The organism is Lentzea xinjiangensis (assembly GCF_900110955.1).
GTDB classification, from domain to species: domain Bacteria; phylum Actinomycetota; class Actinomycetes; order Mycobacteriales; family Pseudonocardiaceae; genus Lentzea; species Lentzea xinjiangensis.
Window position 1 is genome coordinate 142,859 of the sequence record NZ_FOFR01000007.1, and the last position, 14,410, is coordinate 157,268.

Consider the following 14,410-nt stretch of genomic DNA (forward strand, 5'->3'; position numbering starts at 1 on the left):
GCCCGGCCCCGACCAGCCCGGCCCCGGCCTGCCCGGCCTCGACCTCACGGCGCTCGCCACGCACCTGGGCACGGGGCCGCTCACCGGTGAGCTGTTCCCCGGCGGGCGCTCCAACCTCACCTACAGCGTCACCGACGGCACCCGGCGCTGGGTGCTGCGCCGCCCGCCGCTGGGACACGTCCTCGCCACCGCGCACGACATGGCCCGCGAGTTCCGCGTCATCTCCGCGCTCGAACCCACCTCCGTGCCGGTGCCGCGCGCCTACCGGCTCGTCGAGGACACCGGCGTCATCGGCGCGCCCTTCTACCTCATGGAGCAGATGCCCGGCGCCGCCCTGCGCGAGGTCTCGCAGTGCCCCTGGATCACCCCCGACATGGCCCGCACCCTGTCGCAGCGGCTGGTCGACGTGCTCGCCGACCTGCACGCCGTCGACCCCGCCGAGGTCGGGCTGCAGGACTTCGGCCGCCCGGACGGGTTCCTCGCCCGCCAGGTCAAGCGCTGGGGCAAGCAGCTCGACGCCTCCCGCAGCCGCGACCTGCCCGGCATCGACGAACTGCGCGACAAGCTCGCCGCCACCGTCCCGCACTCGCCGCGCGCGGCGATCATCCACGGCGACTACCGCCTCGACAACGCTCTCGTCACCCGCGACCCGCTCGAGATCAGCGCCGTCCTGGACTGGGAGATGGCCACCCTCGGCGACCCGCTCGCCGACCTCGGCCTGCTCTACGTCTACTGGGCCGGACTGGGCGTCGACCCCGCGCAGGGCACCGACCCCATCACCGGCGGAGTCTCCTCGCTGCCCGGCTTCCTCACCGCCGACGAGCTCGTCGCCCGCTACACCGCCCGCACCGGCACCGACACCTCCGGCCTGGGCTGGTACATCGCCTTCGGCTACTTCAAGCTCGCCGTCATCGTCGAAGGCATCCACTACCGCTTCGCCGGCGGCAACACCGTCGGCGCCGGCTTCGACAAGCTCGGCGCGTTCACCGTCCCCCTCGTTCGGCAGGGACTCGCCGCCGCCCACAAGGAGCTCTGACATGGACTTCGCCTACGACGCCAAGACCGAGGAACTGCGCGCCAGGCTGCTCGCGTTCATGGACGACCACGTCTACCCGGCCGAAGCGGTGCTCGAACAGCAGCTGCGCGACGCCGCCGACCCGTGGGAACGCCAGCCGATCCTGCAACAGCTCAAGGCCGAGGCCCGCGAACAAGGCCTGTGGAACCTCTTCCTGCCCGGCACCGAGCACGGCGCGGGCCTGACCAACCTGCAGTACGCGCCGCTGGCCGAGATCACCGGCCGCAGCCCCCACCTCGCCCCCGAAGCGCTCAACTGCGCCGCACCGGACACCGGCAACATGGAAGTCCTTGCCATGTTCGGCACCGACGAGCAGAAGAAGCAGTGGCTGCAGCCCCTGCTCGACGGCGAGATCCGCTCCGCGTTCTGCATGACCGAACCCGACGTCGCCTCCTCCGACGCCACCAACATCGCCACCCGCATCGAACGCGACGGCGACGACTACGTCATCAACGGCCGCAAGTGGTGGTCCTCCGGCGCCATGAACCCCGGCTGCGCCATCTTCATCGTGATGGGCAAGACCGACCCCGACGCCGAACGCCACCGCCAGCAGGCCATGATCCTGGTCCCCCGCGACACCCCCGGCGTCACCGTCGAACGCGCCATGCACGTCTTCGGCTACGGCGACCACGCCCACGGCGGCCACGCCGAGATCCTCTTCGACAACGTCCGCGTCCCCGCGGCCAACCTCATCGCCGGCGAGGGCGAGGGCTTCGCCATCGCCCAGGCCCGCCTCGGCCCCGGCCGCATCCACCACTGCATGCGCCTGATCGGCATGGCCGAACGCGCCCTCGAGCTGATGTGCCGCCGCGCCACCTCGCGCGTCGCGTTCGGCAAGCCCATCGCCGCCCAGGGCGTGCTGCACGAGTGGATCGCCGAGTCCCGCGTCCGCATCGAACAGGCCCGCCTGCTCGTGCTCAAGACCGCGTGGCTGATGGACACCGTCGGCAACAAGGGCGCCCACACCGAGATCCAGGCCATCAAGATCGGCACCCCGCTGATGGCCGAATGGGTCATCGACAAGGCCATCCAGGCCCACGGCGGCGCCGGCGTCAGCCAGGACACCCCGCTGGCCGAGCTGTGGGCCGCCGCCCGCACCCTGCGCCTGGCCGACGGCCCCGACGAGGTCCACCGCATGTCGCTGGCCAAGCGAGAGCTCAAGAAGTACCTGTAGGCACGGGCGGCGGGCCGGCCGTGCAGGCCGGCCCGCCGCACCCCGCTGCCGGGGCTAGTCGTGGAACAGGCAGAACGGGTGCCCGTCCGGGTCGAACAACACCCGCACGTTCTCCTGCGGCTGCACCCCGGCGAGCACCGCCCCGCACGCCAGCGCGTGCTCCGTCGCCGCCCGCAGGTCCTGCACCTCGATGTCCAGGTGCTGCGTGGCCACCGGCCGCCCCGGCTCGCTCGGCCACACCGGCCGCCGGAACTCCCGCTCCCGCTCGAAGTTCACCGCCATCCCCGCCGGCGCCCGCACCTGCGCCCAGTCGTCCTCCAGCGCCGACGGGACCGTGCCGAGCAACCGGGCGTAGAACTGCGCCAGCACCCGCGGTCGCGCGGTGCCGACGGTGACAGCGTTGAGCCGCATGAACACCAACCTCCCCGAAGGTCGTGTCCGCCCGGATCCCCGCACCGGCCGCCACCGAAACCGGCCCAGCTCACCACCGGCCCAGCTCACCACCGGGTCCGGCCGTGCAAGGGGCTCGGTCACGCACCGCCCGTCACGGAAGACCCCGCGCACCGGCCGCCGGGCAGCCCTCCGCCGGCGGGGCCCGGTCAGTTGTTCGCCGCCTCCCGCGCCGCCAGCGCGGCCCGGCAGGCGTGCACGAAGTCCCAGAACACCTCGGTCGTGGTGTGCCGGCGGTCCGACCGCGAGTTCTCCGCGAACATCGCGGTGCGCAGGGGAGTGGTCAGCTCCAGCTGCCCGCCCTGCCGCCCGCGCGTGCGGTTCGCGATGTTGGCCCGGTCGTAGCCGCCCAGCACCGGGTGGTCCACCGCGTCGATCGTGTGGAACCCGGCCCGCCGCAGGCGCGTGAGCAGCTCCAGCCGCAGCACCGCGTCACGGCCGCCGACCAGCACCGCCCGGTCGTGGTCCTCCAGACCCGCCGCCGCGGCCGTGCAGCCGTGCAGGCCCAGCGCGTGCCAGGCACCCCTGACCAGGTCGCGGGCCACGCGGTCGTCGCAGTTCGACGACGTCACGTGCAGCTCGTCGTTGGAGACCGGCCGCAGCCCCTCGAACATCCAGTAGTCGTGCGTCCGCCCGAACGGCATCCGCGTCGACGGGTGGTACCCCGCGATGGCCAGGCACAGCTCCGACGTGCCGACCTCGATCCCTCCTCCGTGCGGAGCGAGGACGACGGACGGGGTGCGGGGGCGGTGCCGCCGGAAGCGGCGGCGGTAGTCCACCCGCTCCACCAGTCGGGGATCGGCGTAGAGGTCGGAGTTGGACGCGTAGACGTCCAGCGCCGGCCACCGGGGCTGGGATCTCATGGCGGGCGGAAGCCTACCTGGGGCCATCCGGCCGGCCGCCGCCCGCCGAGAAGATCACACGCCGACGATCATGCGCTGACGATCACACGCCGATGACTGCGCATCGACGGTGGTCACGCGTCGATCTGCTTCGGTGCTTCCTCGCCGGAGTTGATCGCGATCTTGCGGGGCTTGGCGCGCTCCGCGATGGGGATCCGCAGCGTCAGCACACCCGCGTCGTACTGGGCGTCGATGTGGTCGGTGTCGAGGGTGTCGCCGAGGAACAGCTGCCGCGAGAAGGCACCCAGCGGCCGCTCCGACACCTGCATCTCCACGTCCTTGCCGACCGGGCGGCGCTCCGCCTTCACGGTCAGCACGTTGCGCTCGACGTCGAGCTCGATGGCGTCCGGCGCCACACCGGGCAGGTCGAAGCACACGACGAACTGCTCACCGTCGCGGTAGGCGTCCATCGGCATCGCCGTCGGCCGCGACCACGTGCCCGTGGTCCCGAAGACCTGCTGCGTCAGCCGGTCCAGCTCACGGAACGGGTCAGTGCGCATCAACATCTGACACCTCCTGAAGTCCCTCGTTGACTTGTCAATGCGCTGTACCACCGTTGTACCATGTCGTCGAAACGATGACAAGTGCCGAGTGTCATCGGGAGGACGACATGACGAACGACTACGAAGCAGTCCGCGCGGCTGCCGCCCAGCCGGGCAGCGCCACCGAGGTGCTCTCGGCGTTGATGCTGCTCAGGCAGCTGCGCGACGAACTGTCCGGCTGGGAGCCCCAGCTCATCGAGGCCGCCCGCGCCCTGGGCACGAGCTGGGCGGAGCTCGCGCCCGTGCTCGGCGTCGCGAGCCGCCAAGCCGCCGAGAAGCGGTACCTGCGGGTGCGCCGCACCGGTGAGCCCGGCACCGTCGACGAGCGCGTGCAGGCCGAACGCGACCGGCGCGCCGGTGACAGGGCCGTCGCCGCGTGGGCCCGTGACAACGCCGGTGTGCTGCGGATGCTGGCCGCGCAGGTCGGGCCCCACGACGCCGCGGTGCAGCAGGCGCTCGGCGGGGAGGACGCGGCCGGTCTGCTGGGGCCGCTGGCCGACGCGGCACCGGCGCTGCGGGCCGGGCAGCCCGGCCTCGCCGACCGGATCGCGGCGATCGGCGAGCAGACCGACCGGCTGCGCTCACAGGCACAACGCCGCAGGCCCGCGGAGTGAACCCGAGGGTGCTGGAGGCTACGCCAGGGTCAACGTGCCCGCCGTCGCGTCCAGCACCGCCCGCACCCCCAGCGGCAACGACCACGACCCGGCGCAGTGCCCGAACCCGAACTCGCCCAGGATCGGCACCCCCAGCGGCCCCAGCCGGTCCAGCAGCACCGGCGCCACGTCGCCGCAGTCCGTCCACGACCCCAGCACGATCCCGGACACCGGCTCGAACCACCCGGCCCGCAGCAGCTGCGTCAGGATCCGGTCCAGCCGGTACGGCTCCTCGCCGACGTCCTCCAGCAACGCGATCGCCCCGTCGGCGGGCCGCGCCCACCGCGGTCCGCCCACCGACGCCGCCAGCAACGCCGCGTTCCCGCCCGTCAGCACCCCGCGGGCGGTACCGGGCACCACGGTGGTGCCCGACGTCCACGACCGGACCCCGGTGAACAGCACCTCGCGCAGCCGCTCCCTGGCCAGCGGGTCGTCGACGAAGTCCGCCGTGCCCGGCATCGGCCCGAACACCGTCGCGAGACCGACCGCGTTGAGCTCGGCGTGCAGCACCGTCACGTCCGACGAGCCGACGAACACCCGCGGCGGCAGGTCCTTCCACGGCACCAGGTCCGTCATCCGCAGGCACCCGTAGCCGCCGCGCACGCAGAACACCGCCGCGACGTCGGCGCACCACGCCGCCACGAAGGCGGCGGCGCGCTCGGTGTCCGACCCGGCCAGGTACGGCAACGACCACGGCGTCACCACGGGCGTGGCGACCTCGAGACCCCACGAGCGCAGCACCGCCACACCCGCCTCGACCCGGGAGGCCGGGGCCGGGCCCGCCGGTGACACCAGCGCGACCCGGTCCCCCGCGGCGAGCAGGCTCACTCCGCCAGGTCCAGCACCGGCACGCCCGGCGGCACGAACCCGAACACCTGGCCGTAGAACGACAGCTCCGCCTCCAGCGCCGCCTTGATGTTCTCGGCCCTGCGGAACCCGTGCTGCTCACCGGGGAAGCGCAGGTAGGCGTGCGGGATGCCCGAACCCGCCAGGTCCGCGGCGAACCGGTCGGCCTGCTCGGGCGGGCAGATCTCGTCCTCCAGGCCCTGCAGCAGCAGCACCGGGCCCGACACCGACCGCGCCTTCGCCGACGGCGACCGCTCCCGGTAGCGGTCCGCGGCCTCCGGCAGCGCGCCGACCAGGCCCTCGACGTAGCGGGACTCGAAGTCGTGCGTCTCGCCGCCCTGCGAGGTCCACCCCGCCAGGTCCAGGATCGGGAACGCCACCATCCCGCACCGGTAGACGTCGGTCGAGGTCAGCGACACCGCCGAGGTCCAGCCGCCCGCCGAGCCGCCGCGGATCGCGAGCCGCGCCGGGTCCGCCGTGCCCTCCTTCGCGAGCTGCTGCGCCACGAACGCGCAGTCCTGCACGTCCACGACACCCCACTGCCCGCGCAGCCGCTCCCGGTAGGCCCGCCCGTAGCCGGTCGAGCCGCCGTAGTTCACCGCCACCACACCGATGCCGCGGCTGGTCAGGTAGGCGATGTCGGTGTCGAGCTTGGGCAGCGCCCTGCCCGTCGGACCGCCGTGCACGTGCACCACGTACGGCGGCAGCTCGTCCTCGGGCGCGGCGAAGTCCGGGTTCGACGGCGCGTACACGTACGCGGGGATCTCGCCGAACATCCGCTCCACCGGCACCGGCAGGTACGCCGCCCGCGCCGGGTCCTGCGGCCCGCCGGTGAGGTAGGTCAGCTCGCCGTTGGACAGGTCCAGCCGCACGACCTCGAACTCCGAGGCCGGCCCGGCCGCGCCGCAGACCACCACGCCGTCGCGCACCGACAGCTCCGGCGCCCACGTCGGCAGGTCGGTCTGCACGTCGGTCACCGTCGCCGACCGCTCGTCGAGCACCGCCAGGTGCCCGGAGCGCACGACCAGGTAGCGGCCCGGCGCCAGGGGCGCGAACCAGCGGTTGCCGAGCCGCCACATCGGCCCGCCCAGCTCCTGCTCGCACGGCGCGAGGTTCGTGCGCGTGCCGTCGAGGTGGACGCGGAACAGGTTCCACCAGCCGTCCGGGTCGGTCAGCGCCAGCAGCGCCTCGCCCTCCCACTCGAACTGGCACACCGCCTCGTCCGCCGAGCCCGCCACCACGCGGTGCGCCGGCGAGCCCACCTCGGCGACGCACAGCTCGGCGCCGTCCCACGGCATCTGCGGGTGGTTCCAGCCGATCCAGGCGAGCTTCGTGCCGTCCGGGCTGATCTTCGGGCCGGTCATGAAGTGGTGCGACGCGCCCAGCACCCGGACCTCGCCCGAGGCGGTGATCGCCACCAGGTCGCGGCGCACGTCGGTGCGGGCGTCACCGGTGATCGTCTCCCGCACGCACCACACCTCGCCGTCCGGGCCCGCGGACAGGTCGGCGTAGCGCAGGCCGTGGTGGCGCGGCGGTTCGGGCGTCAACGCCACCGGCCGCGGGTCGTCGGGGTGGAACACGTACACCCGCTGGTCGTCCCAATGGGTGAACGCGACCCGGTCGTCGGCCAGCACGACGAACGGCCGGCCACCGTACTCGTGCACCCGGTTGCGGGCGTTCCACGGCGCGGGCAGCACGTCGGCGCCGTCGCGCACCAGCGCCACCCGGCCGCCCTCGGCCGGCCGGCTCTCCGCCCACCACACCCGCTCACCGTGCAGGTCGGCCCACTGGAACCCACCACCGGGCTTCGAGGTGTCGCCGGCCTTGATCGGCGAGGTCCACGTCCCGTACGAAGCGATCTTCACCACAACGCGACCCTATACGCGGAGTGTTTGACGGGGGAGGACCTGCCGACGATCTCCGCGTGGCCTAGGGTCGTAGGTGCCATGGCTCGCGTCATTCACGTATTCCGCGCACCCGACCGGTTCATCGCAGGAACCGTCGGGCAGCCCGGCGACCGCACCTTCTACCTGCAGGCTTCCGAGCAGAGCAGGTTGATCAGCGTCGCACTCGAGAAGCAACAGGTCCAGGTCCTCGCCGAACGCATCGGCTCGCTCCTGGAGGAGGTGCAGCGCCGCTTCGGCACCGACGTGCCCGACGACGCGCCGCCCGACGACCTCGACACCCAGCCCCTCGACGTGCCCGTCGAGGAGGAGTTCCGCGTCGGCACGATGGGACTGGGCTGGGACGCCGAGTCCAAAGCCGTCGTCATCGAGCTCCTCGCGATCTCCGAGGAGGAGGTCGACGAGGCCGTCGTGCTCGACGACACCGAGGAAGGCCCCGACGCCGTGCGGGTCTTCCTGTCGCCGTCGGCCGCCCGCGCCTTCGCCGAACGCGCCGACCGCGTCGTCAACGCCGGCCGCAAACCCTGCCCCCTGTGCGCCGAACCCCTCGACCCGGACGGCCACATCTGCCCGCGGCAGAACGGCTACCGCCGCACCGAGGAAGACTGACGTGGACACCGGCGCGGCCATCGAGTTGCTCACTCGTGGCCGCATCGAGGTCGAGGGCAGGCTCGTCGACGCCTCCAACGCGACGCTGTTCTGCAAGATCTCGCTGGACGGCGTCGACGCCCAGTGCGTCTACAAACCCGTGCGCGGCGAACGGCCCCTGTGGGACTTCCCCGACGGCACGCTCGCCGGCCGCGAGGTGGCCACCTACCTGATCTCCGCCGCCGCCCGGCTCGACGTGGTGCCGCCCACCGTGCTGCGCCCCGGCCCGTTCGGCGCCGGCATGGTCCAGCTGTGGGTCGACACCCGCGAGGAGGACGAACTCGTCGACATCGTCGGCGTCGACGACGTCAAACCCGGCTGGATCCCCGTCTTCCACGCCCACGACCGCTTCGGCGACCCGGCGGTGCTCGTGCACGCCGACCACCCGCGCATCGCCCTGATGTCGGCGTTCGACGTCGTCGTCAACAACGCCGACCGCAAAGGCGGCCACGTCCTGCACGCCCTCGACGGCTCCGTCTACGGCGTCGACCACGGCATCTGCCTGCACACCGAACCCAAGCTGCGCACCGTGCTGTGGGGCTGGGCCCGCGAACCACTGGGCGCCGAGGTCGTCGAGGCGCTGCGCCGGCTGCGGGCGGAGCTGGACGGCACGCTGGGGGAGGCGCTGCACGACCACCTCACGCGCGCCGAGGTCCGCGCGGTGGCCGAACGCACCGACAAGCTCCTGGCCGCGGGCGTCTACCCCGAACCGTCCGGCGACTGGCCCGCGATCCCCTGGCCCGCGTTCTGAACCGGTGACCGCTCGGCCCCCGCCGGGTGGGATCATCCGGGTGGGATCATCCGGGTGGGATCATCCGGATGTGCCGACACCTGCCGACGGACTCACCGACCCGCACCGGGTGATCGACGACGACGCCAGGTCCCGGCTGGTCCGGCGGTTCGGCGCCGACGTCACGGCGTGGATCGACGCGCTGCCCGGCCTGCTCGCCGCGCTCACCGCCCGCTGGGGCCTCACCGTCGTCGAGCACCTGCCCGGCGGCACCGGCGTCACGCTCCTGTGCACCGGCGCGGTCCTCAAGATCACCCCGGACCACGGCCTCGCCGCCCAGGAGGCCCGCGCGCTGACCGCGTGGGCCGGCACCGAGGCGATGGTCGAGCTGCTCGACACCGACCTGCCGCACGGCGCGCTGCTGCTCGAGACGATCACCCCCGGCACCCCGGCCGCACAGCCCGCCCTGGTCGTCCCGCACCTGCACGCCACCGCCGACCCCGAGGGCTTCCCGCCGCTCGCCGCCCGCGTCGACTTCCTGTTCGGCACGCTGCTCACCCGCCGCACCGGCACCTACCACGCCGCCGCGCACCACCGCGCCCGCGCACTCGCCGAGCACGACATCACGCCGGTGCTGCTACACGGCGACCTGCACCCCGGCAACGTCCTGGACAGCACCCGAGGCCCCAGAGCCATCGACCCGCGGGCCTGCGCGGGTGACCCGGCGTTCGACTGGATGGACCTCGTGCACGGCGGCCACGACCTGCACGGCGCCGACGTCGACCTCGACCGCGTCCACGAGTGGCTCACCGCCTTCGCCCCCTTCTACGGTTAGGGTGCGGACCGTGCGTTCCCACGACTACGGCCGCGACGTCCTCTCCACCGCCAAGCGCAAGAAGGTCCCCGAGATCGCGGCCGAACCCGGCCTGGTCGTCGAGGACCCCGCCAGCGGTTTCTGCGGCGCGGTCGTGAGGTTCGAGCACGGCCAGGTCGTCCTGGAGGACCGCCACGGCCGCCACCGGCTCTTCCCGCTGCGCCCCGCCGGCTTCCTCGTCGACGGCACGCCCGTCACGCTCGTCAAGCCCGCGCCGGGACCGCGCACCCCCGCCATCACCGCGTCCGGCTCCGTCCGGGTCGAGGGCCTGCGCGCGCGGACCGCCAAGGCCAGCCGCATCTGGGTCGAGGGCAAGCACGACGCCGAGCTCGTCGAACGCGTCTGGGGCCACGACCTGCGCGTCGAAGGCATCGTCGTGGAGCCCCTGCACGGTGTTGACGAGCTGCCGCAGCGCATCGCCGAGTTCGGCACCGCCCCGCACCGCCGCCTGGGCGTCCTGGTCGACCACCTCGTCGCCCACTCCAAGGAACAGCGCGTCGTCGACCGGATCCGCGACGACAACGTGCTGGTCACCGGCCACCCCTACGTCGACATCTGGCAGGCCGTGAAACCGCGGGCCGTCGGCATCGAGGCCTGGCCCGTCATCCCCAGGGACGTGCCCTGGAAGGAAGGCGTGTGCGCGCGGCTGGGCTGGGGCGAGACCTGGCAGGGCTGGCAGCGGGTCCTGGGCGCGGTCGGCAGCTACCGCGACATCGAGTCCGACCTGCTCGGCGCCGTCGAGCGGCTGATCGACTTCGTCACCGTGCCCCAGGACTGACCACGCCAGGACTGACCACGCCAGGACTGACCACGCCAGGACCGGCCACGCCAGGACCGGCCACGCCCGCCGAGCGCCGGGCCCGGTGATCGATTTCGTCACGGTCGGGGGCTCAGCGGGGGCAAACCCGGGCCGGTGCCTTGCCCGTTGGTGTATGTATGGGCGCATGGCCGCGCTGATCTGGCTGATCGTCGGGATACTGCTCGTCGTCGCCGAAGTTCTCTCCGGTGACTTCGTGCTGGTCATGCTCGGCGCCGCCGCTCTGGCCGCCGCGGGCGTGTCCGCGGTCGGCGCCGCCGACCTGGTGAGCGTGCTCGTCTTCGCCGCGACGTCGGTCGGGCTGATCGTCGGGGCCCGGCCGCTGGTCAAGAGGCGGCTGCAGCTCGGGTCCGGGGTCAAGATGCACCACGAGGCGCTGCTCGGTGCCAGGGCCGTCGCGTTGTCGCAGGTCGACGAGCACGGCGGGCAGGTCAAGATCGGCGGCGAGACCTGGAGCGCGCGCACCCTCGACGGGTCCGTGGTGCCCGCGGGCGACGCCGTCACCGTTGTCGAGATCTCGGGTGCGACCGCCGTGGTCATCGCGGCTGTGTGACCCCAAGAAGGATGTGAACCGAGTTGGACCCGATCACCCTCGTGGTCGCGGCCGTCATCGCGATCTTCGTGCTCACCATCGCCGTCAAGTCGGTGCTGGTCATCCCGCAGGCGCAGGCCGCCGTCATCGAGCGCCTCGGCCGCTTCCGCACCACCGCGGCACCCGGCCTGAACATCATCGTGCCGTTCATCGACAAGGTGCGGGCCCGCATCGACCTGCGCGAGCAGGTCGTGTCGTTCCCGCCGCAGCCGGTGATCACCCAGGACAACCTCACCGTCTCCATCGACACGGTCGTGTACTTCCAGGTCACCGACCCGCGATCGGCGGTCTACGAGATCTCCAACTACATCGTCGGCGTCGAGCAGCTCACCATCACGACGCTGCGCAACCTCGTCGGCGGCATGAGCCTGGAGGAGACCCTCACCTCCCGCGACCACATCAACGGCCAGCTGCGCGGCGTCCTGGACGAGGCCACCGGCCGCTGGGGCCTGCGCGTCGCGCGCGTCGAGCTGAAGTCCATCGACCCGCCGCCCTCCATCCAGGACTCGATGGAGAAGCAGATGCGCGCCGACCGCGAGAAGCGCGCCATGATCCTCAACGCCGAGGGCCAGCGCGAGTCGTCGATCAAGACCGCCGAGGGCCAGAAGCAGTCGCAGATCCTCGCCGCCGAGGGCGCCAAGCAGGCCGCGATCCTCGCCGCCGAGGCCGAGCGGCAGTCCTCCATCCTGCGCGCGCAGGGTGAACGCGCCGCCCGCTACCTGCAGGCCCAGGGCCAGGCCAAGGCCATCGAGAAGGTCTTCGGCGCGATCAAGGACGGCAAGCCCACCCCGGAGGTGCTGGCCTACCAGTACCTGCAGACGCTGCCGCAGATGGCGCAGGGCGACGCGAACAAGGTCTGGATGATCCCCTCCGACTACGGCAAGGCGCTGGAAGGGTTCGCCCGCATGCTCGGCGCGCCGGGCGAGGACGGCGTGTTCCGCTACGAGCCACCGGCCGACACCGAGCAGCGGCCCCGGCCCGAGGACGACGACGAGTCGGTCGCCGACTGGTTCGACACCGCCCCGGACCCCAAGGTCGCCGAGGCCGTCGCCGCCGCCGAGGCCGTCGCCCGCAAGGAGGTCCCCAGCCCGCTGAGCACGCCACCGCGCCCGGTGACCGGAGCCTCCCCGGTGCCGGAGCTGGAAGCCGAGCAGCCGCGCTCGCTGCACCAGCCGGACGACCGGCTCTGAGCACGGCACCGAGCGGCCCGCCCCGGCACCCCGGGACGGGCCGCTCGGGCGTCTGAGCAGCACCGACACGAAGCTCGAGGAATTTTCCGGGCCGCGTGTCGATCGAACCGCCCGCCCGTTCGACCATGCCGTGAGAGGGTCCACAGCGGACCCGCACGATCCCACCGGGGAGCACACCATGAAGTACATGCTGATCATGCGCCAGACCTCCGCCGACGTCTGGGACGGCCTCGGCGAGATCGACTTCGGCACGATGCTCGAGACGGTCGGCAAGTTCAACGAGGAACTGATCCAGGCCGGCGTCCTCGTCGCGGCCGAAGGCCTCTCCGACGTCAGCGAGGGCGTGGTCGTCGACTACTCCAGCGAACCGCCGGTCGTCACCGACGGCCCGTACGGGGAGACCAAGGAGCTGTTCAACGGCTTCTACCTGATCGACGTCCCGACCATCGACGACGCGATCGGCTGGGCCAAGCGCATGCCGCTGACCGGCCCCGGCTTCAAGACCGAGATCCGCCGCGTGCCCTCGATCGACGAGTTCCCGCAGGACAACGAGTGGATCAAGAAGGAACGGGCCTGGCGCGAGGCCACCGGCCAGCTCTGACACCCGGCCCTCGACCGGGGACCTGCGGAGTGGGCGGGCGGTCCGCGGCCCGGCCGCCTCTGGTCTCATAGGACCCATGAGCGACCCCACTGGCCGCAAGGCCGTAGCGGCGGTGTGGCGCATCGACTCCGCCCGGATCATCGGTGCGCTGACCCGCTACACCGGCGACTTCGCCCTGGCCGAGGACCTCGCCCAGGAGGCGCTGGCCGAGGCGCTGGTGACCTGGCCGCGCGAAGGTGTGCCGGCCAACCCGGCCGGCTGGTTGCTCACCGTCGGGCGGCGGCGCGCGATCGACGCGTTCCGCCGCCGCAGCACCCGCGACGCCAAGTACGCCGCCCTCGCGCACCACCTGCCGGAGGGCGGCGCCCTCACCGGCGCCCTCGATCCCGGGCCCGCGCCCGACGACGTGCTGTGGGACCCCGACCAGATCGACGACGACACCCTCGCCCTGATCTTCACCTCCTGCCACCCGGTGCTCTCCCGCGAAGCCGGGGTCGCGCTGACGCTGCGCGTGATCGGCGGCCTGACCAGCGACGAGATCGCGCGCGCGTTCCTCGTGCCGACCGCGACCGTGCAGGCCCGCATCACCCGCGCCAAGAAGGCCCTCGCCGCGGCGAACGTGCCGTTCGAGGTCCCGCCGGTCGCGGAGCGCCCCGCCCGGCTCTCGCAGGTCCTCAGCGTCGTCTACCTGATCTTCACCGAGGGCTCCTCCGCCAGCTCGGGCGAGGAGGTGATGCGCCTGGACCTCGCGGGGGAGGCCCAGCGCCTGGCACGGATCCTCTCGCGGCTGATGCCGGGGGAACCCGAGGTCCACAGCCTGCTCGCGCTGCTCGAACTCACCGCCGCCCGCTTCCCGGCCCGCCGCGGCCCCGACGGCGAGACGATCCTGCTGCAGGACCAGGACCGGCGCCGCTGGGACCGCTCCGCCATCGCCCGCGGCCGCGCCGCGCTCGCCAAGGCCGCCGACGCCGGCCGCGGCTACGGCTACTACGGGCTGCAGGCCGCGATCGCCGAGTGCCACGCGCTCGCCGCGTCGGTCGAGGAGACCGACTGGGACCGCATCGTCGCCCTCTACGACGCACTGGGGCGCCTGGCCCCGTCGCCGGTCGTCGACCTCAACCGCGCCGTCGCCCTCTCGATGGCCCAGGGCCCCGCCGCCGCACTGCCGGTCGTCGACGCGCTCGCCCGCACCGAGGCGTTCAAGGACTCCCACCAGCTACCGGGGGTGCGCGGCGAGCTGCTGCGCCGCCTCGGCCGCCACGACGAGGCGCGCACCGAGCTGCAGCAGGCCATCCGCCTGTGCGGCAACGAACGCGAACGCGCCGTCCTCACCCGGAAGCTGACCGAACTGGACACATCCGACCGCACGGCGTGACACGTGCGGGCCGTTAGGGCGACATCGGTAGCACTCG

The 14,410-nt window shown here is 72.9% G+C and carries 16 protein-coding genes; 11 read left to right on the plus strand and 5 right to left on the minus strand.

Annotation, left to right across the window (positions count from 1 at the left end; translation table 11 throughout):
• The first annotated feature begins 28 nt into the window (after window positions 1-28).
• Window positions 29-1,036 (plus strand): phosphotransferase family protein, encoded by a 1,008-nt coding sequence (locus BMW88_RS17525; RefSeq protein WP_089951867.1) that lies wholly within the window; start codon window positions 29-31, stop codon window positions 1,034-1,036.
• A 1-nt stretch (window position 1,037) separates the two neighbouring features.
• The gene (locus tag BMW88_RS17530; RefSeq protein WP_089951869.1) at window positions 1,038-2,249 is read left to right on the plus strand and encodes an acyl-CoA dehydrogenase family protein; all 1,212 of its coding nucleotides are present in this window, start codon (window positions 1,038-1,040) and stop codon (window positions 2,247-2,249) included.
• A gap of 54 nt (window positions 2,250-2,303) precedes the next feature.
• Here BMW88_RS17530 and BMW88_RS17535 read toward each other — a convergent pair whose 3' ends face one another.
• From BMW88_RS17535 to BMW88_RS17545, 3 genes are all read right to left on the minus strand, one after another.
• On the minus strand, window positions 2,304-2,660 hold the full coding sequence (locus BMW88_RS17535) for a VOC family protein (protein WP_089952184.1): 357 nt from the start codon (window positions 2,658-2,660) through the stop codon (window positions 2,304-2,306).
• A gap of 188 nt (window positions 2,661-2,848) precedes the next feature.
• Window positions 2,849-3,562, minus strand: a complete 714-nt coding sequence (locus tag BMW88_RS17540) for a poly-gamma-glutamate hydrolase family protein (RefSeq protein WP_245777868.1) — start codon at window positions 3,560-3,562, stop codon at window positions 2,849-2,851.
• 113 nt (window positions 3,563-3,675) lie between these two features.
• Window positions 3,676-4,107: an Hsp20/alpha crystallin family protein gene (locus tag BMW88_RS17545; RefSeq protein ID WP_089951872.1), complete on the minus strand. Its 432-nt coding sequence runs from the start codon at window positions 4,105-4,107 to the stop codon at window positions 3,676-3,678.
• A gap of 104 nt (window positions 4,108-4,211) precedes the next feature.
• Here BMW88_RS17545 and BMW88_RS17550 point away from each other — a divergent pair, with 104 nt between their 5' ends.
• A complete protein-coding gene (locus BMW88_RS17550) occupies window positions 4,212-4,757 on the plus strand; it encodes a hypothetical protein (protein WP_089951873.1) in 546 nt (181 codons plus the stop codon).
• Between the two features lie 18 nt (window positions 4,758-4,775).
• Here BMW88_RS17550 and BMW88_RS17555 read toward each other — a convergent pair whose 3' ends face one another.
• On the minus strand, window positions 4,776-5,624 hold the full coding sequence (locus tag BMW88_RS17555; protein ID WP_089951875.1) for a S66 peptidase family protein: 849 nt from the start codon (window positions 5,622-5,624) through the stop codon (window positions 4,776-4,778).
• Window positions 5,621-7,510: a prolyl oligopeptidase family serine peptidase gene (locus BMW88_RS17560; protein ID WP_089951878.1), complete on the minus strand. Its 1,890-nt coding sequence runs from the start codon at window positions 7,508-7,510 to the stop codon at window positions 5,621-5,623. Before BMW88_RS17560 ends, BMW88_RS17555 begins: the two co-directional genes overlap by 4 nt.
• Before the next feature lie 78 nt (window positions 7,511-7,588).
• On the opposite strand from BMW88_RS17560, the gene BMW88_RS17565 reads away from it, so the two are divergent.
• The 8 genes from BMW88_RS17565 to BMW88_RS17600 all read left to right on the plus strand — a co-directional run bounded on the left by BMW88_RS17565 (window position 7,589) and on the right by BMW88_RS17600 (window position 14,373).
• Window positions 7,589-8,155 carry a DUF3090 domain-containing protein gene (locus tag BMW88_RS17565; RefSeq protein WP_089951879.1) on the plus strand — a complete coding sequence of 189 codons (567 nt, stop codon included), beginning with the start codon at window positions 7,589-7,591 and terminating at the stop codon, window positions 8,153-8,155.
• Window position 8,156: 1 nt separating this feature from the next.
• A complete protein-coding gene (locus BMW88_RS17570; protein ID WP_089951882.1) occupies window positions 8,157-8,945 on the plus strand; it encodes an SCO1664 family protein in 789 nt (262 codons plus the stop codon).
• Window positions 8,946-9,054: 109 nt separating this feature from the next.
• Window positions 9,055-9,759 (plus strand): aminoglycoside phosphotransferase family protein, encoded by a 705-nt coding sequence (locus BMW88_RS17575; RefSeq protein WP_425434663.1) that lies wholly within the window; start codon window positions 9,055-9,057, stop codon window positions 9,757-9,759.
• 10 nt (window positions 9,760-9,769) lie between these two features.
• Entirely contained in the window at window positions 9,770-10,576 is an 807-nt protein-coding gene (locus tag BMW88_RS17580; RefSeq protein ID WP_089952186.1) for a DUF3097 domain-containing protein, read from the plus strand.
• Window positions 10,577-10,742: 166 nt separating this feature from the next.
• The gene (locus BMW88_RS17585; protein WP_089951885.1) at window positions 10,743-11,168 is read left to right on the plus strand and encodes an NfeD family protein; all 426 of its coding nucleotides are present in this window, start codon (window positions 10,743-10,745) and stop codon (window positions 11,166-11,168) included.
• A gap of 23 nt (window positions 11,169-11,191) precedes the next feature.
• Window positions 11,192-12,397 (plus strand): SPFH domain-containing protein, encoded by a 1,206-nt coding sequence (locus BMW88_RS17590; RefSeq protein ID WP_089951887.1) that lies wholly within the window; start codon window positions 11,192-11,194, stop codon window positions 12,395-12,397.
• A 178-nt stretch (window positions 12,398-12,575) separates the two neighbouring features.
• On the plus strand, window positions 12,576-12,998 hold the full coding sequence (locus BMW88_RS17595) for a YciI family protein (RefSeq protein WP_089951888.1): 423 nt from the start codon (window positions 12,576-12,578) through the stop codon (window positions 12,996-12,998).
• Window positions 12,999-13,074: 76 nt separating this feature from the next.
• The gene (locus BMW88_RS17600) at window positions 13,075-14,373 is read left to right on the plus strand and encodes an RNA polymerase sigma factor (protein ID WP_089951890.1); all 1,299 of its coding nucleotides are present in this window, start codon (window positions 13,075-13,077) and stop codon (window positions 14,371-14,373) included.
• Window positions 14,374-14,410: the final 37 nt, after the last annotated feature.

Coding starts and splice junctions, on each gene's coding strand:
- BMW88_RS17540 (WP_245777868.1), bottom strand. CDS start 3,562: ATGAGATCCCAGCCCCGGTGGCCGGCGCTGGACGTCTACGCGTCCAAC.
- BMW88_RS17530 (WP_089951869.1), top strand. CDS start 1,038: ATGGACTTCGCCTACGACGCCAAGACCGAGGAACTGCGCGCCAGGCTG.
- BMW88_RS17535 (WP_089952184.1), bottom strand. CDS start 2,660: ATGCGGCTCAACGCTGTCACCGTCGGCACCGCGCGACCGCGGGTGCTG.
- BMW88_RS17595 (WP_089951888.1), top strand. CDS start 12,576: ATGAAGTACATGCTGATCATGCGCCAGACCTCCGCCGACGTCTGGGAC.
- BMW88_RS17545 (WP_089951872.1), bottom strand. CDS start 4,107: ATGTTGATGCGCACTGACCCGTTCCGTGAGCTGGACCGGCTGACGCAG.
- BMW88_RS17565 (WP_089951879.1), top strand. CDS start 7,589: ATGGCTCGCGTCATTCACGTATTCCGCGCACCCGACCGGTTCATCGCA.
- BMW88_RS17600 (WP_089951890.1), top strand. CDS start 13,075: ATGAGCGACCCCACTGGCCGCAAGGCCGTAGCGGCGGTGTGGCGCATC.
- BMW88_RS17550 (WP_089951873.1), top strand. CDS start 4,212: ATGACGAACGACTACGAAGCAGTCCGCGCGGCTGCCGCCCAGCCGGGC.
- BMW88_RS17585 (WP_089951885.1), top strand. CDS start 10,743: ATGGCCGCGCTGATCTGGCTGATCGTCGGGATACTGCTCGTCGTCGCC.